20 protein-coding genes and 1 pseudogene are annotated in these 20,099 nt (G+C 42.4%); 6 read left to right on the top strand and 15 right to left on the bottom strand.

The features are described from left to right. Positions 1-5: 5 nt before the first annotated feature. From L3V43_RS07090 to gtfA, 3 genes are all read right to left on the bottom strand, one after another. Positions 6-1,016, bottom strand: coding sequence for an ArsJ-associated glyceraldehyde-3-phosphate dehydrogenase (locus L3V43_RS07090; protein WP_237116346.1), 1,011 nt, complete (start codon positions 1,014-1,016; stop codon positions 6-8). A 21-nt stretch (positions 1,017-1,037) separates the two neighbouring features. After that, positions 1,038-1,799, bottom strand: coding sequence for a metalloregulator ArsR/SmtB family transcription factor (locus tag L3V43_RS07085; protein ID WP_237116347.1), 762 nt, complete (start codon positions 1,797-1,799; stop codon positions 1,038-1,040). Positions 1,800-1,981: 182 nt separating this feature from the next. Further along, positions 1,982-3,451 (bottom strand): sucrose phosphorylase, encoded by a 1,470-nt coding sequence (gene gtfA, locus L3V43_RS07080; RefSeq protein ID WP_237116348.1) that lies wholly within the window; start codon positions 3,449-3,451, stop codon positions 1,982-1,984. 186 nt (positions 3,452-3,637) lie between these two features. On the opposite strand from gtfA, the gene L3V43_RS07075 reads away from it, so the two are divergent. From L3V43_RS07075 to L3V43_RS07065, 3 genes are all read left to right on the top strand, one after another. Further along, positions 3,638-4,864, top strand: coding sequence for an MFS transporter (locus L3V43_RS07075; protein WP_237116349.1), 1,227 nt, complete (start codon positions 3,638-3,640; stop codon positions 4,862-4,864). Positions 4,865-5,047: 183 nt separating this feature from the next. Further along, positions 5,048-7,438: a TonB-dependent receptor gene (locus L3V43_RS07070; RefSeq protein WP_237116397.1), complete on the top strand. Its 2,391-nt coding sequence runs from the start codon at positions 5,048-5,050 to the stop codon at positions 7,436-7,438. A 15-nt stretch (positions 7,439-7,453) separates the two neighbouring features. Further along, on the top strand, positions 7,454-8,425 hold the full coding sequence (locus L3V43_RS07065) for a carbohydrate kinase (RefSeq protein ID WP_235367403.1): 972 nt from the start codon (positions 7,454-7,456) through the stop codon (positions 8,423-8,425). A 51-nt stretch (positions 8,426-8,476) separates the two neighbouring features. Here the strand turns inward: L3V43_RS07065 and L3V43_RS07060 are convergent, their stop codons facing one another. Together L3V43_RS07060 and L3V43_RS07055 are read right to left on the bottom strand one after the other, a co-directional pair. Beyond that, the gene (locus L3V43_RS07060; protein ID WP_174169317.1) at positions 8,477-8,848 is read right to left on the bottom strand and encodes a hypothetical protein; all 372 of its coding nucleotides are present in this window, start codon (positions 8,846-8,848) and stop codon (positions 8,477-8,479) included. A 37-nt stretch (positions 8,849-8,885) separates the two neighbouring features. Further along, entirely contained in the window at positions 8,886-9,254 is a 369-nt protein-coding gene (locus tag L3V43_RS07055) for a hypothetical protein (protein ID WP_237116350.1), read from the bottom strand. A gap of 411 nt (positions 9,255-9,665) precedes the next feature. Between L3V43_RS07055 and L3V43_RS07050 the strand changes: the two genes are divergently transcribed. Next, positions 9,666-10,517, top strand: coding sequence for an EamA family transporter (locus L3V43_RS07050; RefSeq protein WP_235367404.1), 852 nt, complete (start codon positions 9,666-9,668; stop codon positions 10,515-10,517). After that, positions 10,514-11,455, top strand: coding sequence for a bile acid:sodium symporter family protein (locus tag L3V43_RS07045; RefSeq protein ID WP_237116351.1), 942 nt, complete (start codon positions 10,514-10,516; stop codon positions 11,453-11,455). The genes L3V43_RS07050 and L3V43_RS07045 overlap by 4 nt, the downstream gene beginning before the upstream one ends. Before the next feature lie 9 nt (positions 11,456-11,464). Here L3V43_RS07045 and L3V43_RS07040 read toward each other — a convergent pair whose 3' ends face one another. The 6 genes from L3V43_RS07040 to L3V43_RS07015 are packed head-to-tail and all read right to left on the bottom strand — an operon-like array spanning position 11,465 to position 16,738. After that, positions 11,465-11,908: a GNAT family N-acetyltransferase gene (locus tag L3V43_RS07040; RefSeq protein WP_237116352.1), complete on the bottom strand. Its 444-nt coding sequence runs from the start codon at positions 11,906-11,908 to the stop codon at positions 11,465-11,467. Continuing rightward, on the bottom strand, positions 11,905-12,936 hold the full coding sequence (locus L3V43_RS07035; RefSeq protein ID WP_237116353.1) for a S66 peptidase family protein: 1,032 nt from the start codon (positions 12,934-12,936) through the stop codon (positions 11,905-11,907). Before L3V43_RS07035 ends, L3V43_RS07040 begins: the two co-directional genes overlap by 4 nt. A gap of 19 nt (positions 12,937-12,955) precedes the next feature. Continuing rightward, complete coding sequence (locus L3V43_RS07030) at positions 12,956-14,326, bottom strand: TrkH family potassium uptake protein (protein WP_237116354.1); 1,371 nt, start codon at positions 14,324-14,326, stop codon at positions 12,956-12,958. Next, a complete protein-coding gene (locus L3V43_RS07025; protein ID WP_237116355.1) occupies positions 14,326-14,982 on the bottom strand; it encodes a TrkA family potassium uptake protein in 657 nt (218 codons plus the stop codon). The genes L3V43_RS07030 and L3V43_RS07025 overlap by 1 nt, the downstream gene beginning before the upstream one ends. Before the next feature lie 20 nt (positions 14,983-15,002). Next, positions 15,003-15,704 carry a response regulator transcription factor gene (locus tag L3V43_RS07020; protein ID WP_010373790.1) on the bottom strand — a complete coding sequence of 234 codons (702 nt, stop codon included), beginning with the start codon at positions 15,702-15,704 and terminating at the stop codon, positions 15,003-15,005. Beyond that, positions 15,704-16,738: an ATP-binding protein gene (locus tag L3V43_RS07015; protein ID WP_237116356.1), complete on the bottom strand. Its 1,035-nt coding sequence runs from the start codon at positions 16,736-16,738 to the stop codon at positions 15,704-15,706. Before L3V43_RS07015 ends, L3V43_RS07020 begins: the two co-directional genes overlap by 1 nt. A 128-nt stretch (positions 16,739-16,866) precedes the next feature. On the opposite strand from L3V43_RS07015, the pseudogene L3V43_RS07010 reads away from it, so the two are divergent. Beyond that, positions 16,867-16,956, top strand: a pseudogene (locus L3V43_RS07010) (transposase); the annotation flags it as partial. Between the two features lie 550 nt (positions 16,957-17,506). Here the strand turns inward: L3V43_RS07010 and L3V43_RS07005 are convergent. The 4 genes from L3V43_RS07005 to L3V43_RS06990 all read right to left on the bottom strand — a co-directional run bounded on the left by L3V43_RS07005 (position 17,507) and on the right by L3V43_RS06990 (position 20,061). After that, the gene (locus tag L3V43_RS07005) at positions 17,507-18,352 is read right to left on the bottom strand and encodes a hypothetical protein (protein ID WP_237116357.1); all 846 of its coding nucleotides are present in this window, start codon (positions 18,350-18,352) and stop codon (positions 17,507-17,509) included. 123 nt (positions 18,353-18,475) lie between these two features. Further along, a complete protein-coding gene (locus L3V43_RS07000) occupies positions 18,476-19,057 on the bottom strand; it encodes a hypothetical protein (protein WP_102058330.1) in 582 nt (193 codons plus the stop codon). A gap of 114 nt (positions 19,058-19,171) precedes the next feature. After that, positions 19,172-19,579: a hypothetical protein gene (locus L3V43_RS06995; protein ID WP_237116358.1), complete on the bottom strand. Its 408-nt coding sequence runs from the start codon at positions 19,577-19,579 to the stop codon at positions 19,172-19,174. Between the two features lie 110 nt (positions 19,580-19,689). Next, complete coding sequence (locus L3V43_RS06990; RefSeq protein WP_237116359.1) at positions 19,690-20,061, bottom strand: hypothetical protein; 372 nt, start codon at positions 20,059-20,061, stop codon at positions 19,690-19,692. Positions 20,062-20,099: the final 38 nt, after the last annotated feature.

Genomic DNA, 20,099 nt, shown 5'->3' with positions numbered 1-20,099 from the left:
ATGCTTTATTCGCCTAACGACAATCCGACTTTACGTACTAATTCCGCGGTACGATTTGCATAGCCCCACTCGTTGTCATACCACACGTACAACTTAACCTGAGTACCATTAACTACCATTGTAGATAACGCATCGACGATGCTAGAGCGAGGATCCGTTTTATAGTCAATAGAAACTAATGGTCTTGATTCATAGCCTAAAATTCCGTTAAGCTCAGTAGCAGCAGCTTGCGCCATCCAGTGGTTAATCTCTTCCACTGTAGTTGGCCGCTCAACCTCGAAAACGCAGTCTGTTAGTGAAGCATTCGCCAACGGAATACGAACAGCGTGACCATTTAGCCTACCTTTTAATTCTGGAAAGATATGGGTAATAGCAGTCGCTGAACCCGTTGTTGTCGGAATTAAACTCATGCCACAGGCCCGCGCGCGGCGTAAATCCTTATGTGGCGCATCCAAAATGGTTTGCGTATTGGTTATGTCATGAATAGTCGTCATCGAACCGTGCTTTATGCCGATATTTTGTTGCAGGACTTTTACCACGGGCGCTAAGCAGTTTGTGGTACAAGAAGCGGCTGTAACGATTTGGTGGGGCATATCGTCATATAGATGGTCATTCACTCCCATCACAATATTCAATACTCCTTCTTCTTTTACCGGTGCCGTAACAACAACACGCTTAACGCCTTGATCTAAATACTGTTGCAGCAAAGCTTTGGTTTTCATTTTGCCGGATGCTTCGATCACGACGTCACATTGAGACCAGTCGGTTTGCGCAATCTCTTTGTTTTGAGTCACCGACAACACTGTTTCACCTATTTGGATCTGTTCATCTTGAAAAGACACACTGTGATGCCATTTACCATGGACAGAATCAAACTCTAGCAAGTGTGCTAGGGTTTCTGCATTGCCCGCAGGATCGTTAATTTGTACAAACTCGATTTCAGGCCAGTCAAAGCTAGCGCGAAGCGCCAAACGCCCCATTCGACCAAAACCATTGATCCCTACTTTAATTGTCATAAGAACTCCAAAATCTAATTATTAGTTACAGCAAGTTGCCATGCGTATTGGCCGTTCGCCCATCGCATTTAGCCTCACTAACTCAGCTTTTATATAATCTGGTTGATGCATAACCGTGGCGTTTATCACCGCCTTCATCCATAGCGGTAGCGTTGGGTTTATAGAATAAAATACCCATTGTTTTTGCTTGCGATCACATAGAATTCCAGCCTTCTTTAGCTGCGCCAAATGCCGTGACACCTTGGGTTGGCTATCTTGTTCAAGCGCAGCCATTAGCTCGCAAACACATAGCTCACCTTCCACCATCAACATGGCAAGCGTTTTTAAGCGGATCTCATCCGCTAAGGATTTATAAAATTGCAAGGGTGTAAGTAGCGTATGTTGTGGCTTACCTTCGCGTAGTAGGGAAATAACTTGTTCATTGATGTCGAACAAGGTTTGCTCATAAGCATTATTGCGATTTCGCTCAGCTGGACTCGCAATATCCCACGCAAGGACATGTTCTCCTTGCAGTTTACCTTCGCATTCAGATTGCACTTCAGAGCATAAGGTTACCACCACATCAAAGTGTTCGTCCTTATACTCATTGAGGTGTTTACTGTACAGATTGTCCGTATTAATCCCTAAACGGCGTAGCATTGAAAGCGTAGTCGCATTCACGGTGCTCGGCTTAGTGCCTGCACTATAGGCATGAACATCCGAACCGCCATGAAAGTTAGTTAGCGCCTGCGCTAAAATTGACCGCGTTGAGTTTCCAGAACAAAGAAAAAGTATCTTCATCATTACATAACAAAATAATTATATAACTTTATTGTTATATAGATAATCCGCTATGTCAATTACGCTTTGTTGATATTTATCTATACATAGCAGCTCAACTAAGATTGCGAGCCGCTACCAAGGATAATCGATGTTGAGGAACTTAAAGCCAGCTTTCTACGCGCAACTTTGGCTCCTCGCTATGGTTAGAAAAGCAGCGATTGAATGTTATAGCTCTGCTCTGTTGCGTTTTCAGAAGTTTTAATCATGGCTTCATCTTTTGCGAGATCAACTCGCAACTCCGCTTTGGCATTATTGCCCTCCCAAGTTATAACCAGATTTGAGCCTTGGCATGTTACTGCAAAATTGCCATCAAATGCGCAGCAAGTATTACGCAGTTTAATTAGAGTTTGCAGACCCTTCACGACAGGTTTATCGAGTGCAGCTTCCACCATCACTACATCCAAATAAGGGCGGTTGATATCGCGCCCAACATTACTTTTTTCAAGGAGCGCCATGTCATTTTCCATCGCCAATAGACCACCGTAATAAACTTGTGGTACTCCAGGGCAAAAGAACTGAACTGCTCTTGCTACTAAATAATAAAAATCATGCTTCCCTAAGGCTTCATAATAACTGCAATTGACTTGATACAAGTCGACATTGCTCGCTGCAGCGCCGGTTGCCTTGCGGCTTTGACCATTACTGTTGCTATGGATCTGCTCAACCAAAGCATCAATTTGATTGGCATCGAGTAACCCTGGTTTATCCCCTTCAGGCCCTGCGTCAATAATGCCAATTCCGTCATGAGTATCCAGCACCGTTAGACAATTACGCGGCGCAATGTCCAACCACTTGGCTAAAGCCGAAAAATCTTTATTGAATAAACTGTGTAAAATAAGCGGAGGGAGCGCAAAATCATAAACACGGTCGACTTTGCTGGCAACCTCTACTTGAGTTTTGTAATAACTGTGAATTTCGGCAATGGTTTCCATGCCAAGTTCATTGGCGCGCTTAGATAATTGATTGATAAAAGCAAAGGCCTCATCAGTCATAAAACAGCTGGTATTTGCGCGTTTGATTGCATATCCTGCGGCATCTAGTCGAATAATTTTCACTCCACTGTCTGCAAACAATGTTAAGACTTTTTCTAAATAAGCGCGCCCCGCTTCTGACTCAACATTAATATCAATTTGGTTATCAGTAAAAGTGGTCCAAAAATCCACAACTTCGCCACTCACTAACACCTTTTTAGAAAAGCAACTTCCTGGCCTCGGACGATAAATTGCTTGCGCTTGTGCTTGCGTGATGCCATCAGGAAAGACATCTTCTTCTTTTAAAAACATCGACCAAAACTGTGACTCTTGGCCATGAGCCAACACATCTGCAAATTCTGCTGACTCTCCTGACACATGGTTAACGATAAGATCTGCCATTACCTCATAGTGCTCAGCAATCAACTTAATATGTTGCCAATCGCCCAATCGTTCGTCGACTTTGGCATGGTCAATCGGGTCGAAACCTGCGTCACTACCATCAATTGGATAGTAAAAAGGCAAAATGTGGACACCACCAAATAGTCCAGCTAACGGGCCCGTTAGTAACGTATTTAATTGTGCAAGGCCGCCGCCAGACAGGCGGTCAGCATACGTGATCAACTGAACTTGGTTTTTCATAATTTACTCATTAAAAAAGTTGAGACTTAATCGATTAAGCTATATCTTTAATCATGAACAAACAATAATCAAGTTTTATCGTAGCGTTCTACTAAAAATAATTCGCTTAATGCAGATTAGTATTACACTCAGTCTTATGTAAAGAAGTAGACCAGCTACATAACAAAGCCCTTCAAGAGGTGAACAATGAGCAGCAAGTCGAATCACACTCAGCTCAACACATTGCGCTGGTTAACTTATATGATGTTTTTGATGTTTGCGATGACATCAGACGCCGTTGGCGTGATCATTCCAACACTGATCAGCGAATATCAACTTAGCATGACCCAAGCCAGCGCCTTTCACTATGCGCCAATGATTTTAATTGCCTTTAGCGGCTTATGTTTAGGATTTTTGGCAGATAAAATAGGTCGTAAGCTCACGGTGTTAATTGGCCTCATGCTATTTTCATCCGCATGTTTCTTGTTCGCACTGGGTGAAACTTTCACCATATTTTTAATGCTTTTATGTGTGATTGGATTAGCCATTGGCCTATTTAAAACAGGGGCCCTCGCTCTTCTAGGCGACATTTCTGACGGCGCACAAGAACATACTCAAACCATGAATAAAGTCGAAGGCTTCTTTGCCATCGGCGCGATAATTGGCCCTGCAATTGTCAGTTATCTATTGATACAGGGGGTGAGTTGGACCTATCTTTATGTGCTTGCTGGTGGGCTGTGCTTAATACTCAGTATCGTGACTTTAAGCACTGAGTTTCCCAAGTTTAATACCGCTCATGCACAAAACAATGCGGGCCTCTCACACACAGCAGCGATGCTCAAGAACAAATATGCACTTGGCTTTTCCCTCGCCATAGCACTCTACGTTGCAACTGAAGTCGCAATTTATGTCTGGATGCCCACTTTATTACAGGATTACCAAGGTGATTTAACTTGGCTTGCAACTTATGCCCTCACCATCTTTTTTATTTTACGTGCAGTAGGTCGCTTTATGGCTGTATGGTTACTCGCTAAGTACCGTTGGCAAAGCGTAATGCTAGCGCTGAGCTTTGCTATATTTGTATGCTATTTTTTAACTTATCTTTATGGTGTTAATGCCGCTATCTATACGCTCCCGCTAAGTGGTTTATTTATGTCTATGATTTACCCAACATTAAACTCAAAAGGGATCTCTTGTTTTGACAAAGCTCAGCATGGCTCTGTTGCTGGTGTGATGTTGTTCTTCACCGCACTTTCTGCTGCGCTAGCACCACTTCTGATGGGTATGGTGAGCGATTACTTTGGCCATGTTAGCTATGGCTTTGTACTTGCGACCGGGTTTGCATTTTTACTCTTTGCGGCCATGCTGTACAACTGGTTAAAGGACCCTGCCCGCTTACTATTGAGCAAAAACGCTAAGTTGCAGCGAGTTTAACCCCTCCAACCACAAATTTTTCGCGGGTTAAAATTCATAAAAACCAAAGCATTAAAATTTTGTTTGAATTATTGATTAATTTTTAATTGCAACCAAATTAAATTGTGCTAAAAATAAACTTAATCGATTAAGTTTATTTTTAATAGACCGCACGAGTTTGACAACGATAACAAGAGGCAAATGATGACAACAATCAAAACCACCCTATTTACACTCAGCGCACTCACGCTTGCAATCTCTCACTCGGCGGCCGCTGAAGAAAAAGCACACACTACGCCTGCCGATGGCTTCGAGAAAATAGTCGTAACGGGTGTACCAAAGCGAACAACCATTATGGCATCGAGTGTTTCTGTTAGCAGCATAGGACTGGAACAAATCTCTGTTGCAACCCCCAGAACTACCGCTGAAGCATTCAAACTAATTCCTGGTGTAAGGTCTGAATCAACCGGTGGTGAAGGTAATGCAAATATCGCTGTACGTGGTCTTCCTGTCGCATCCGGTGGCGCTAAATTTTTGCAGTTACAAGAAGATGGCTTGCCTATTTTGCAGTTTGGTGACATTGCTTTTGGTAACGCCGATATTTTTATGCGCCTTGATAATACCGTGGAGTCAATCGAGTCTATTCGTGGTGGCTCGGCTTCGACTGCCGCCAGCGACGCTCCCGGAGGCATTATCAACTTGATTTCAAAAACGGGTGAAAATGAGTCAGGCAGTGTTGTCACCACGTTTGGTGTAGATTATGACGAGTTTAGAACTGATTTTGAGTATGGGAGTTATTTAAGTGACAACATAAAATTTCATATTGGTGGCTTTGTGCGTCAAGGTGAAGGCCCACGTGACACCGGCTATACCGCAAATAAAGGCGGCCAACTCAAAGCCAATATCACCAAGGAATTTGAAAGTGGCTACGTTCGTTTATATGTAAAACACCTTGATGATAAAACAGCAGGCTACCTTCCTATGCCAATGTATTCTAATGGCGACTCCATCAGCGGCTTTGATGTACTGTCAGATACACCTCACTCTGTTTATTTCACCGCCACGCAAGGCTTAGGTGGTAACAATCAAATTCGTCAAGGGGATATGCGAGACGGAATGCACCCTGTTGTTGATAGTATCGGCTTTGAAGCAAATTTCAAACTAGGTAATGATTGGCAAATCGAAAACAGGTCCAGAAAGTCGAGTATCTCAGGCACATTTATGTCGCCTTTCCCTGCTGAGGTCGCTAATAGCCAAGCAATTGCCGAGAGCATAGCCGATACCGGTGCAACACTCACCTTTGCCAACGGACCAAAAGCAGATCAAGCGTTCAATCAAGCACTACTAATGCGCGTTCATACCTTCGAAGTGGAAATGAATGATTTCGACAACATTATGAATGACCTAAAGCTCACCAAGTCATTTGGTACTGACACGTCACTCACCTTCGGCTACTTCATGTCATCGCAAAATATCAATATGTCTTGGTTATGGAATTCATACTTGCTCGAGGTTAAAGGAGATAACGCAGCGCTTGTCAACGTGGCCGCTGCGGATGGCACTGCATATTCTGAAAACGGATTATATGCCTACGGTACGCCCTATTGGGGAAATTGCTGCCAGCGCAACTACGACACTGAATACGATACTCGTGCCCCATATATCGCCTTTTCAACAAAGCTCGGCGATATTTCAGTTGATGCGAGTGTGCGTCATGATTCAGGTAAAGCGACAGGTACATTTGCAGGTGCTGTAACATCTCGTGTAGATATCAACCGTGATGGCACTATTTCGAAGCCAGAGGAGCAAGTTGCAGCCATCGATCTCGCTAACCCCAATGTAGTTAATTACGATTGGAGCTACACAAGTTACTCTGTCGGCGCAAACTACCAAATGACCTCAAGCAGCGCCATATTCGGCAGATTTAGTGAGGGCGGTCGTGCAAATGCAGACAGACTATTGTTCGGTAAAGTGAATATTGATGGCAGTGTTGCTGATGAAGACGCTGTGGATGAAGTGACACAATATGAATTTGGTATCAAACAAAAGTTTGAACAAGGTCGTCTATTTGCAACTTTATTTTACGCCGAAACAGAAGAGCAAAACTTTGAGGCAACCAGCCAAAAGTTCTTTGACAGGCAATACGAAGCACAAGGTATTGAACTTGAAGGTGTCTATTTTATTGGCTCCTTCGACTTACGAGGTAGCTTAACTTGGACCGATGCTGAAATCGCAAAAGATGCACTCACTCCCGAAGTCGAGGGTAACACGCCAAGACGGCAAGCTGACTTTGTTTATTCCTTATTGGGTAAATATAACTTCGATCAAGGTGCTATCGGTTTAAGCCTAATCGGCACCACTGACGCGTACGCACAAGACAACAACGAGTTAAAATTTGACGGTTACACTCAGGTCAACGCGTTTGCAAGTTATGATCTGACTGAACGCTTCAATATCGCGTTAAACGTAAACAATCTCTTTGATACCACTGGATTAACAGAAGCCGAGGAAGGTGTAATTCCAACTAACAATATTATTCGCGCTCGCAGTATTAACGGCAGAACTACGTCTGTCACTTTAAAATACCGTTTCTAATTAGGGGTAGTAGTTATGCAATTAACATGTTTTGGCGAGATGCTTATCGATTTGTTACCTACCGGCGACGGTAGCTTTAAACCTATTGCTGGCGGCGCTCCAGCGAATGTGGCGGTAGGCTTTGCTAAACTTGGTGGCAGTGCTCGGTTTGTGGGAGGTTTTGCTGAAGATCCCTTTTCGCTGCAATTAAAATCAACCTTGGCGCTATATGCTGTTGGAACCGAATATTGTGTATCCATAAAAGGAGCGCAAACCGCCTTGGCTATCGTCCACCTAGACGCTCAAGGAGAACGAAGCTTTTCGTTTTACCGCAACAGTACCGCTGATATTGCAATCCGCCCAAAAGACTTTGAGCATTTGCAATGGCCAGATCACGGGATATTTCATTTTTGCTCCAACACGCTTACCGATGCAGAAGTGACAAGTACCACCATGGCGTTATTAAAGTCTGCTGCGGCTCATAATCAATTAATTTCATTTGATGTTAACCTGCGCTTGAATCTATGGCAGGACTTATCTTGCTTATCCGAGCGTATAGAGGCTTGCTACCCCTATGTCGACATATTAAAAGTAAGTAAAGATGAGCTGAGATATCTTGCTGAAGAAAAGAACATGAGAGAGGCTAGCTATTTAGATTGGTTACTTAGTGTCGGCGTACAAGCGGTGATCTCAAGCGATGGGCCAAACCCTTGCAGTATATTAACAGCTAAAGACTTTTATTCCGTCGCCTCTCCTACTATTGATGCGGTTGATACAACCGGCGCTGGGGATAGCTTAATGGCAGGGTTTCTATTTCAACTCAGCCAACATGGGATCTCAAAAGATACACTAGTGCAAAACTTCCCAACCGTAAAAAAGGCACTTAGCTTTGCTGTGAAATGTGGTGCGTTTACTTGTGAACACAAAGGTGTCATGCCCTTTATGCCAACGCTTATAGATGTGTCTGAACGGTTTTCTTCCTTCAACCCTGAGGCTTTGTTAGGTTAATACCTAAAGCGGGAAAAGGCTTTCCCGCTGTTTTATTATAAAAGTCGAGACTTAGAACCCTGTTTCATAATCAATATGAGCAGAGTTTGTCGTCTCGTATGTACCATCAGTATAAAGAATAGTTGCAGTCGCATTGTACTGACGATAAGCACGAATGGTCATGTTACACGTCGTACCACCGCTGCAGTTCGCATCACCATTCCAAATTACTTTACTAATCGCTTTAGTGGCATTTGCGATATAGAACTTACCAGAAGTTGAATTACCGAAAGAAAAATCAATTCCAGAACAATAGCTAGTATTATTACCCCACACATTACCGCCTGATTTCACGTTCAAAGAGCATTTTAAATCTGCCGCTTGTGAACTAAAAGACAGACCACCTAGTACAACCAATACTGAAGCAATTAATGTTGATTTCATTATTATTTCCTTTGATTAAGAATAAGTTAAGTAATTTTTAGTGACCAGTTTCATACGAGATACGTGATACATTCGTTTCTTCGTATGTGCCATCTTTGTATAAAATAGTCGCCGTTGCTGCATGTGTTTGATACGCATAAACAGTAAGTGCACATTCAACACCTCCGGAGCAGTTTGCATCACCATTCCAAATCACTTTGTTAATCGGCTTGCTGATATTTGTTAAGTAAAATTTACCTGTAGTTGAGTTGCCAAATGAGAAGTCCATACCAAAGCAGGTTTGTCCGTTACCGATGACGTTGCCACCTCTTTTCACTTGTAGGTCGCAATTCAACTCTGTTGCGCCAACGCTGCAGGTACCAACTAGTGCAATAGCTGCAAGTATCTTAGTTATTTTTTGTTTCATCTTGCTCTCCTTATATTTATTATGTTAACAACCAAGAAACCTTGGTTAAAAAATAAACTACACAATAAAAATAAAAAATTCAATTATTTTAACCCAATAAAAACATAAAATTCACAACAAGTTCAGAAGGCCATGTTCATTCGACTTGATGGCAAGGGATTTAAACGCTGAGAGTCAGCTGTAGAGATTATCGAAATAATAGACTAAATAAAAAAAGGCCGCAGCGGCGGCCAAACACATCATAGGTAAAACAATGAAGGGATGTAAGTGTGAATACACAGGCCATTCTATGCGAATAACCATAAATTAAAATCACATTATAAAGATTGTTATCATCGCTTTTTTCGAACAGTCAATTTTCTACGACACTCGTGATACAATTGCGGGATTAAAAATTACAACTAATTAACCATGCCATTACTTTGGATTGTTACTTTACTTTGGGCGTTCTCGTTTTCTTTAATTGGTGTCTATTTGGCAGGCCAAGTCGATGCTTGGTTTAGCGCTTTATCTAGAACCTTGCTTGCTGCAATTGTGTTTATTCCATTTTTGAAATTGAACTCAGTGAATAAAGAGTTGATAATCAAGCTGATGGCAATCGGTGCAGTGCAGATTGGTCTGATGTATGGCTTTTACTATCATTCTTTTTTATACCTAAGCGTACCTGAAGTGTTGCTATTCACTGTGATGACACCCATCTATATTACTGCACTCAATGACTTACTAAACCGCTCGTTCAATGCCACCTTTTTGCTGTCTGCACTCATAGCTATCATTGGTGCAATCACCATTAGATTTACAGAGCTTACTAGCGATTACCTTTTTGGCTTGCTACTAGTGCAAGGCGCAAACCTTTGCTTTGCGATAGGCCAAGTAAGTTACAAACGCTTAAGTAACCATTACCAGCTGGTACACCATCAAAGTTTCGGTTTTTTCTTTATTGGTGCGTCCCTCGTGCTCGCCATTGGGTTTATGTTATTCGGCAATACCCAGCAACTCCCAAGTACTAATCTACAATGGGGAATACTGATTTATTTAGGCTTGATTGCTTCAGGCGTAGGATATTACGTCTGGAACTTAGGACTGACCCGCGTCTCGGTGGGTGAACTCGCGGTAATGAACAATGTGCTGATCCCAGCTGGGATCATTGTCAATTTGCTGATTTGGAACCGAGAAGCTGACCTCGTTCGCCTTGGTATTGGTAGTGCTATTATTTTTGCAGCCCTTCTGTACAGCAAACTCGGAACTAAAGGCGAAAAATGAGTAAAATAGTACAGCTCTTTCCAATCTGGGCCGTTATTTGCTCAATAGTTGCCTATCTTTTTCCAACTCTATTTAGCGCATTTAAAGGCGGTATTATTCCGTTATTAATGTTGATCATGCTTACAATGGGTTTAACCCTCACTACAAAAGACTTTTTACGCGTGCTCGACAACAAAAAAGCCATTTGCGTTAGTGTGCTACTTCAATTTACTGTGATGCCGAGTGTTGCTTACTTGATTGCAACCACAATGAACCTAGAAACCGACCTACTAATTGGTATGATTTTAGTTGGCACGGTTGCTGGCGGCACGGCAAGTAACGTTTTGTGTTATCTCGCCAAAGGAGATGTCGCGTTATCGATTTCTATGACCGCGATTAGTACTTTACTCGGCGTATTCTTAACCCCACTACTAACCACATTGATGATAGGCCAGGTGGTTGATATTCAGTTTTCTGATATGTTGACGAGCCTGCTAAAAATTGTGCTACTTCCGGTGGCTGTGGGCGTTACTTTCAATACATTGCTTGCCAAGCCACTGGCGCATTCTATTATCAAAACAACTCCGATACTGCCTTTACTTTCAATGCTTTCAATCGTTTTTATCATTGCAGTGATCGTTGCTCTTAATCAACCTAAACTTCAAAGCATCGGGCTCGTTATGCTGGTTGCCGTGATCCTGCACAATACTACAGGACTACTTTTGGGCTATTTCATTCCGAAACGGCTCGGTTTTGACGAGAAGGTATGTCGCACCATGGCCTTTGAGGTGGGTATGCAAAACTCGGGGCTTGCTGTTGCGCTTGCCATGAAGTTCTTTACTCCTACAGCGGCCGTAGCAGGTACCCTATTTTCTATTTGGCATAATGTCAGCGGCTCGATATTAGCTGGAATATGGCGACGAAGCGCCACTAGCTCATCTGGTAACAATAAAGCCTAATATCAAAGGTTAGGCTTTTTGTAATTGCTTATAAAAGTGAATTTTGCAATCCGATGAGCCGTTGATTTGTTCACAATTTACAATCTGGTAATCGCGGCTTATTAACATCAATAGCATGTTTTTGAATAGGTTTCTCGACTTTACTCTAATGGCGCTATAGCCTTGCGCTTTACACCAAGTTTCTTGCATCACCAACAACTGCTTGGCAATACCTTTGCCGCGATATTCGGGGATGACCGCGCCTAACCAGCTATAAAACTCGTTGTTTGGCAGTTCGCGACCTAGCTTATACCCTACAGGCTTGCCTTGAGCGTATGCCACCAGCAATAAATGTTGTTTATCTCGCAGTTTGTCTACGACTTCCTCACCCTTTCTTGGCGTGGCAAATTCAGGAATTTGGTTTTCTATCGCAAGAAGGTCATCTATCGAGCCGACTTTATATTCTAGATTCATATTAATGTCTGTGTAATTGAAAAGGTATCGCCAACAATCACTTCGGCATAAGCGCCGTTAATAAGCGTTAAATTCGGCGCTTGATGGCCTATATCCACATCGTATAGCACGGGGAAATCGCAACCAGTAAAGACTTTTTGCAATGCATCTACGTGCGTCCAGTCACTATCTTGTGCTAGCGGTTCTGGATTTCGACCAATCAAAACTCCAGCGACTTTCGAAAACCAACCTCGTAATTTAATACTTTGCAGCGCACGATAGTATGCCGCTGGCGGCATTTCGCCATTTTCAAAATATAAGATAATCGACTCATCAGGGTGCGCCTGTGAAAAAGCGTCCAGATCAAAATATTCCGTACCAGCCAATAACATGTGAATATCCAAACAGCCGCCTAATAATCGACCAGCAAACTGCTGCCGGTTATTGTCATTGGCCAAAATACGCCATTGAGTGCTCGCGGACAAGTTAAATCCAGCATCGGGAAAATCAACAAAATTGAGTGGCTCAGCTTCAAAATGTGTCGAGGGAAACTGCGTAAAAGAGTTCTTAGGCGCGCGCCTCAAATGGTTAAAAAGTCCAACCGTTAATGCGTCTTGTTGATGGACATTTAATTGCATAAGGTTAGTTGCATGCACACTTGCCCAGCCTAGTTTGCAAGTCACGGCGCTCAGCAAAGTGCTGACATCAGAGAAACCGATGAGCCATTTTGGCTGAGCATGCGCCAACTTTTCCCAATTCAGTAATGTCAGTAAATCCATTGCAATTGCACCGCCCCATGGCGGCATAATCGCGTCTATTGTGTCATCGAGTAAGTATCCCATAAGCTCATTAGCACGGATTTTGACATCCGCGCTAACGTAGTTGTGGTTGTCTCGCAGGCATTCACCAACCACGAGTTCAAAACCTTGTTGCGCGAGATAATCCAAAGCGTTGTCTAATCTCGCGTGCATAGCAGCAGGTACGCCCGCTGAGAATGCCGTGATCGCAATTTTACTGCCCGCTTTTAACGGTTTGGGATACTTCATCATGATTTCCGTTATTTTTTGCTTATCCTACCTGAATTTCCGCTTTTGCATACTTCAAATTCTCCCTTTTCGGGCGAGCGATCAAGTATAGAAAGGTTAACGGCCCCAAGCGTCCAATCAGCATTAAAAATATGATTACCGCTTCACCGGGTTCAGACAATGAGCCAGTGATCCCTCGAGACAAGCCAACCGTGCCCAATGCCGACACAGCTTCAAACGTGATATCCGTTAAATTTGCCTTCTCGGTGATCGTTAAAATAAGGGTTGCGAGCATCACGGTAAAAAAGTAAACCACGGTGAGACTAAGCGCCTTAAATACCGTTTCAGGCGAGATCTGTCTGTGTCCAATAGCGACTTGATCTCTGCGTCTCAAATAAGCGTAAGTTGCCATTAATAGCACCACCACTGTGGTTATTTTAAGACCACTGGCGGTACTCATAGAGCCGCCCCCTATTATCATTAACCAAATGGTCAACACGGTACTTTCGTCATTCACCAGCGCAAAGTCGATGCTGTTAAAACCCGCTGTACGTGGCGTTACCGCTTGCATCCAGGCGGTGATCACTTGCTCAGACACCGGCAAATTTCCAAGGGTCTCTGGGTTATTTGCTTCAAAAAGCCAAAATAAGCTAAATGCCAGCACATTTAACACCGCTGTTGCTATCAACACTAACTTAGTGGCAGATCCAAACCGGCTCCAACGGCGTCTTTTCACTACATCCATCAACACCACAAATCCAAGTCCGCCAATCACAAATAATCCCGATATCACAAGATTAACGACCCAATCACCACGAAAACTGGTTAGGCTGTCATCATGCAATGCAAAGCCGGCATTGTTAAAAGCCGAAATAGTGTAGAAGAAGCTTTGCATTATCGCATCACCAAGCGGTAGCGTTTGATACCAATGGGCAAGCAAAATGGTAAATCCTATAGATTCGATGATCAGTGCATAAACTAACACGCATTTGGCTGTATCAACCAACTGATCAAATCGAGCTATGCCAAAGCTTTCTTTTGCGATAAGTTGTTTACTAATGTCCATTTGCTGCCCCATCCCCCGCAGCACCACAACCGTAATGGTCATAAAGCCCAGTCCACCGATTTGAATAAGACTGGCAATAACGAGATGGCCAAAGGTCGTAAAATCATTTGGCGTACTCAATACCGCAAGTCCTGTTACCGTTACCGCGGAAGTTGCAGTAAATAACGCTTGCATCACTTTGATATCTTGGGTGTGTGCTATCGGTAGCAACAGCAACATAGTACCTAAAGCTATCAGCCCACAAAACCCAATAAACAGAACTGCTGGGGGGCTTACCCTCAGCGGCTTTTTGCGGGCTTTGGGCTGGCTACTTGGATAGGGATAATAATGGGGACTCCATGTTTTCATTACGCCCCCAGTTTTAGCGCGATAGAATTTAACGCTTTTAACTGACCGCTGAGGATCACTTTATCATCTTCGTTGATCAAAAATGACTCTGCCGGATTGCTATAACACGCTTTGCCGCGCTGCACTAACACAGCCTTGATTTCGCCCTTTGCACACTTTAATAGCGTTGCCAAAGACTGCCCGCAGCTTAATTTATTCACGATGACTTCCACCATATAAAAACCATGCCCCAATTGCATATATTGATTGACCATGGGGTAATTCAGTGTTTGTGCGACCCTGATCCCCATTTCTTCTTCAGGGCGGATCACGCGTGTTACGCCTAAGCGGGATAAAATTGTATGATGCGCTTCTGAGCTGGCCTTAACCCAAATTTGCTCAACGCCTAAGTTCTTTAACGACAGTACACATAAAATGCTCGATTCTAGGTTTTCACCTATGGCGACCAATACCGCTTTGCTTCTCGTAATATCTAGTTGGCGTAATGCCGTTTCATCGGTCGCGTCTAAAGAGGTGGCATAATCAATATGCTCAACAACTTGGTTCACCACACGTTCGCGACTATCTACCCCTATCACTTTGTTTCCAAGCCGCTTTAATTCCAAACAAGCCGCAAAACCAAATCGACCTAAACCAATAACTACAAATTGTGCCATAACAACCTCTATATACCCCGTTATGAGAAATGCTTATTGAGCGGTAAAAGTAAAAACCGATAACCAACCCCGGGCTCAGTTTCTATGATTTTTGGTGTAGCAGCATCGTCACTGAGTTTCTTACGTAACTGGCTGACCACAATCCGTAAATAGTGACTATCTTCCACATGGCTTTCGCCCCAAATTTGCTTTAATAAGGTTTGCTGACTGACTAATTCTTGTGCTCTTTGTGCAAGCATACTAAGTAGTGCAAATTCCTTTTTCGATAGTGCTAATGGTGCGTTATCCATAATGACTTGATGCTTTTGTAGATCTATCATCAACTTGCCGTAGTCAATGGCGAGCAAGCGTTTGTTTGGTACTAAATCTCGTAATAGTACTTTGACGCGCACCACCAGCTCTTTGATGCTAAAAGGCTTCGTCAGGTAGTCGTTTGCGCCGCCCTCCAGCAGTTTAATCTTCTCAGCCTCTTGATCTCGTGCAGTTAAGATCAATACAGGTAGCTTGCTGGTTTCTCGGATCTTCTTCAAAATGCTATATCCATCAAAATCTGGTAGCCCAAGATCTAAGATTACTAAGTCTGGAAGCTCACCTTTTAGCACCGACATGGCTTCCTTTCCGGTGCTGGCTTCCACATAATTCAGCCCTTCAGCTTTTAATGCTAAGCGGATAAAACGACGGATCTCTTCTTCATCGTCAATCAATAAAATGGTGTGAGTCATCAATGCGCCTCCTCTTTTGGCAAACTAACTTCCATTGTGCAGCCTTGCGTCGTCGGCAAAATGCGAATATCACCGCCATGCGCACGAATAATACCTCTCGCCACACTCAACCCTAAGCCACTGCCACCGTCTTTGCTGGCGCTTTGTCGAAACGAACTAAAGGCGGTAAAGACTTCTTTTTGCCGAGCAACGGGGATCCCTGGACCATTATCCTGAATAAATATCAACAACGCTTGCTGCGTTTCTCCAAAGGAAATCTCAACCCGCTCTCCATCGGGACTAAAGGTGACTGCATTTTCAATTAAGTTAAACAGGGCTTGTTCAATGAGTGCAGCTTGTATCGTGAGAATTGGACTCATATTCTGTGGCATTCTCGAGACGCATGGCGCGCCTAGCCGCAAAATCACGTTATCGATCAAGATATCAATAGACGTAGGTTGCTTCAAAAGCGAAAGCTCATCCCCTTGATGCTGTAACTTGGTGGCTTGCAAAATGTTTTCGATATAGCGAAACAAACGGTGGCTTTCTGATCGTGCGGACCCCAACAGCTCATTTTGCTCGTCTTGGTCTAACTTATCACGATAGGTTTCTAGCGTTTCGAGCGCGCCCATCACCGCAGCGAGCGGTGTGCGTAGATCATGAGAAACCGACAACAAGATATTGGAGCGCACATTCGCAACTAAAAGCTGCTGCTTTTGCTCTTTGATATAGCTCGATAAATAGCTGGTAGCTAATGCCACCGCGATAAATACCACTAAATTGACCACGTCTTCGGTGTTATTCATATGAAGCGTGTATCTGGGCTCTGTGATAAAAAAGTTGAACACTAGACTGCTAACAATCGCCACCCCCAGTGCCATCCAACGTTTTGCGATGAGAGAAACAACAACAACGCCCAACTGTAATACCAACAGTACACTGATCGCCGAATGCAACAGCGAGTCTAAGGCAACAGCAAAGGCGCTGGTTAACAGCAAAACCAGAAAACTAACGAGATACTCGTTCTTGGCAATAAATCCATTCTCGGAAAACATAGTGACTCCAACTTGCGCTATGTCTTTATTCTATCCTTGTCGAAATTCCGTTGCCGTATAATTTGCGTAAAATTTACTTAGCTTTAGGCTATTTAGCACAAGAGCCTGTTTATCTATCAAGTTGGTTTTTGCATGTTGATGATAAAAAGGCTAAGCGCATATCTGATAAAGCCATTGTGATACGCTGGCACAAGCTGTTCAAAAGCAACTGGATAACTTAGAAATTCATTGAAGAATGGCCGAGAGCGAGTACTGACCACTTATTGTAAAACACTCAAAAAACGACGGCGCACAAACCTAGCAAATTGTGAACGTTTACTGGCTGGACCAAATAAAGGCTTTAGCAATAACTCCTCAAGCTGCGCTAACCGTAGCCTCCCCCATGCCGTGCGCGATAAGCTTATTTTGACTTCGAGAAAAACGTAAACGCCAAAAACTCGCTTATTTTAGAAACACTTTTGATATGAGTGATGAACACTTGTTTGTAATTCTAAGTCGAAACATCCCCTTGAGTAGCGCAAGATTAAGGTTAACCGATGAATGTCTAGTGGCCCTAAACAATAAGTTGTATCGACTGATTTAGGCAGCGATGAGATCGCAATAAGAGATTACGGCGTAACGCCCCTATATGTGTTTGCCATAAACGATTTAACGGCTAACCGACATAACGAAGTTGAACAGGTTTAAGCGTTGCCAATACAAATTAGCTGCTTAAAAGCAGCTAAAAAGAATCGTTATGTTTACTTGACCGGCTAAGGTTCATATGTGTTAGGCATTTTCTATATGCGTCACGACGAATTTGATTCGATACTTTTCAGCAGCAAACCTCATAGCACCGTAAATTAATAACCCTACAGAACTACATATTGTTAGGTAGATCTTATGGTCTTCCTCTAAACTCAGTGAAGAAACATAAACACTGAGCAACGAAATTAGCATTCCTATTAAAATAAAAGTAGCTTTCAAATTTGAGTATTTTTTATTTAGATTTTTATTCTCTATATTCCATCTTCTTTCTAATTTATTAAATGCTTTTAGAGACCTTGCTCTTAGAGCACAATCAGTATGTTTACGATATGAAATACATGCTATCGGATAAAATGAACCAAAAAACACAGCTATACAGCCTACAACTGAAACTACTTGGTGATACATATAGTTGAAAGAAAGGTAATACGCCACTGCTCCACACAAAGTAACAAAATTAAAAACAAATAGAAGATAAGGCAAAAACTTAAGTAAGCCAGGCATTCTTATATCTCTTATTTCTTTAGGTAAGACGTATTGGTTTTCAGTTTGCTCACAACCAAGCTTCTTTAATCGAGATGATCTAATAACGCTCATATGTTTATATATGAGAATTAACATAGATATTTTATGTGAAACAATAGATAAAAAAATCCAACCTAGGAAAAAAACACAGATAGAAAATGTTATCCCTAAAAATAACTCACTGTTAGTCATTCCTTCTTTTGAAAAATAACTCGACAAGCTGAATAAACCTATAATAGCTACCATGTAGGATTGAAAATAATATTTAACTTGTTGATGTTGGTTATTGATATTCTTATAGCATTCATCCATTTCTTTGTTAAGAATTTCGACTTGCTCCATACGTACTCCCTAAATGCCTAACGCCTCGCTTAACCGGCGCAAAATAGCAGGCTAAAATTAGCGACGAAGGAGCGCAAGCCTGCTGTTTTGCGTCCTTTATGGTTAAAGCGTTTGTTAGTGGTATTATGCCCCAAGAGCTAAATCTGCTTTTGTTATTTCTTTACCGCAGTACCAAAGTGATAAACCACTATCAATTTGTTTTATAGCCCCTTTTAAGACAGGAGCGCTCCCCACCTTTGCATGAGCCAACTTATTTTTAATATGACGATTTAACTGACCAGATATAGATCTTAATTTTTTCCAATCAACTTCATCGGTTGGGTACATGCATTTCGCCTTTGCACCTGCTTCATTCCAGTGGCTTAAAGTAGAATTGAAAATACGATTGTTTTCAACCCGACCATGCTCTAACTGTATAACTCCAGCGCCTTCCAAACTTGTTCGGAATTTACCGATATTTGGGTTTAGTTTAATACTCTTAAACACAGGCTCGTTAGTCACACTCGGTGACCAAAAGCGTAATAGGAAAGATGAGTTTTTTCTTTCATTAGCTAAATCCACTAAGTCTTTAGTAGCCACTATTTGTCTAATATCGTGATCTATGCGTGAATAAGCTTCAAAAATTTTAAAATCAGTTTCGGTTAGCAACCAATCTACAAAATTGCTGAAATCATCATCGGATGCAAAGAAATCAACCTGAGCCATGAAATACCACTAACGCTTTGCTAATGGGCAATTACCACTTGGCTATACTTGCGCGAAGCGTCAAACTGACTGGTAATTGTCCCAGTGAGTTTACGAACGAATTTGAGCAACTTGTTAGTTGCCTACTACTGGCAAACCCTTTGAAACATGCAATACGTCAGCTACCCAAGAACCTCTTTCTTGACTGGATAGGTAGGTAGATGACGATTGCCCCTTTAACTCTAATACTTGGTGTGAATCATCAATAAAGACAAAACTGATATCTTGCCCTATTAAATTACGCCAAATTTTCCAGCTAGTGGTATCTACTGCATGATCTGGTTCGTTTGCGTTGAACCTTTCAGGCCTGAACCCAATGCAATATTGAACAGGTTCACTACACCAAGAAAAGTAGATCTTTTCACCACTTTCAAACTCTAAAAATATTTCACGATCTATTTCGTGAAAATCAGAATCTGCCTCACCTTCAAGCGAAACAAAATCAACTTCATATAATTCGTAAACTACACGCTTAAGTTTCATAGGCAACTAACGCCGCAATATGGGGCGTATAAATGCTTGGCTAAAATTAGCGAAGAATGAGCGCCAGCCAAGCGTTAGACGTCCCATTTATAATTGCCTTGTTAGCTATACTATGCACCAATATAAGAGTTGATTAAAACACCAGACATACCAACTACGATAAAACCGAAAAAGAAAATAACGACGGTTCGCTCTGGTATCGCATGCACAATTAAAGACGGCATTTGTTTAAAAATGACTAAAGGCGGAACAAACAATACAGAATGACATTCAAATTTTTGATATTGCTTCCATACTTTTAAAAGAAACAACTTTACGCCTGTTAAATACATTAATACAAAGGTAGAAGCACCCAGCACCTCGATTACAGCCATTAACTCCATGCCCATCATGATTTCAGGGCCAGCCATTAAGAAAACAATAACTATTGCTAGTGAATGCCAAATGCCTTTTGACATTAAATCTTTGATTCGTTCAAACACTAACCCCTCCTTGTATAGCTAACGCCGCAAGCAGCGGC

It is taken from the genome of Pseudoalteromonas sp. L23 (assembly GCF_021728455.1).
In the GTDB taxonomy this organism is placed as follows: domain Bacteria; phylum Pseudomonadota; class Gammaproteobacteria; order Enterobacterales; family Alteromonadaceae; genus Pseudoalteromonas.
This window is presented reverse-complemented; position numbering and strand designations above follow the sequence as displayed.

Excerpts from the sequence above, each read along its gene's own strand:
- L3V43_RS07090 (WP_237116346.1), bottom strand. The coding sequence starts at position 1,016 with ATGACAATTAAAGTAGGGATCAATGGTTTTGGTCGAATGGGGCGTTTG.
- L3V43_RS07085 (WP_237116347.1), bottom strand. The coding sequence starts at position 1,799 with ATGATGAAGATACTTTTTCTTTGTTCTGGAAACTCAACGCGGTCAATT.
- gtfA (WP_237116348.1), bottom strand. The coding sequence starts at position 3,451 with ATGAAAAACCAAGTTCAGTTGATCACGTATGCTGACCGCCTGTCTGGC.
- L3V43_RS07075 (WP_237116349.1), top strand. The coding sequence starts at position 3,638 with ATGAGCAGCAAGTCGAATCACACTCAGCTCAACACATTGCGCTGGTTA.
- L3V43_RS07070 (WP_237116397.1), top strand. The coding sequence starts at position 5,048 with ATGACAACAATCAAAACCACCCTATTTACACTCAGCGCACTCACGCTT.
- L3V43_RS07065 (WP_235367403.1), top strand. The coding sequence starts at position 7,454 with ATGCAATTAACATGTTTTGGCGAGATGCTTATCGATTTGTTACCTACC.
- L3V43_RS07060 (WP_174169317.1), bottom strand. The coding sequence starts at position 8,848 with ATGAAATCAACATTAATTGCTTCAGTATTGGTTGTACTAGGTGGTCTG.
- L3V43_RS07055 (WP_237116350.1), bottom strand. The coding sequence starts at position 9,254 with ATGAAACAAAAAATAACTAAGATACTTGCAGCTATTGCACTAGTTGGT.
- L3V43_RS07050 (WP_235367404.1), top strand. The coding sequence starts at position 9,666 with ATGCCATTACTTTGGATTGTTACTTTACTTTGGGCGTTCTCGTTTTCT.
- L3V43_RS07045 (WP_237116351.1), top strand. The coding sequence starts at position 10,514 with ATGAGTAAAATAGTACAGCTCTTTCCAATCTGGGCCGTTATTTGCTCA.
- L3V43_RS07040 (WP_237116352.1), bottom strand. The coding sequence starts at position 11,908 with ATGAATCTAGAATATAAAGTCGGCTCGATAGATGACCTTCTTGCGATA.
- L3V43_RS07035 (WP_237116353.1), bottom strand. The coding sequence starts at position 12,936 with ATGATGAAGTATCCCAAACCGTTAAAAGCGGGCAGTAAAATTGCGATC.
- L3V43_RS07030 (WP_237116354.1), bottom strand. The coding sequence starts at position 14,326 with ATGAAAACATGGAGTCCCCATTATTATCCCTATCCAAGTAGCCAGCCC.
- L3V43_RS07025 (WP_237116355.1), bottom strand. The coding sequence starts at position 14,982 with ATGGCACAATTTGTAGTTATTGGTTTAGGTCGATTTGGTTTTGCGGCT.
- L3V43_RS07020 (WP_010373790.1), bottom strand. The coding sequence starts at position 15,704 with ATGACTCACACCATTTTATTGATTGACGATGAAGAAGAGATCCGTCGT.
- L3V43_RS07015 (WP_237116356.1), bottom strand. The coding sequence starts at position 16,738 with ATGTTTTCCGAGAATGGATTTATTGCCAAGAACGAGTATCTCGTTAGT.
- L3V43_RS07005 (WP_237116357.1), bottom strand. The coding sequence starts at position 18,352 with ATGGAGCAAGTCGAAATTCTTAACAAAGAAATGGATGAATGCTATAAG.
- L3V43_RS07000 (WP_102058330.1), bottom strand. The coding sequence starts at position 19,057 with ATGGCTCAGGTTGATTTCTTTGCATCCGATGATGATTTCAGCAATTTT.
- L3V43_RS06995 (WP_237116358.1), bottom strand. The coding sequence starts at position 19,579 with ATGAAACTTAAGCGTGTAGTTTACGAATTATATGAAGTTGATTTTGTT.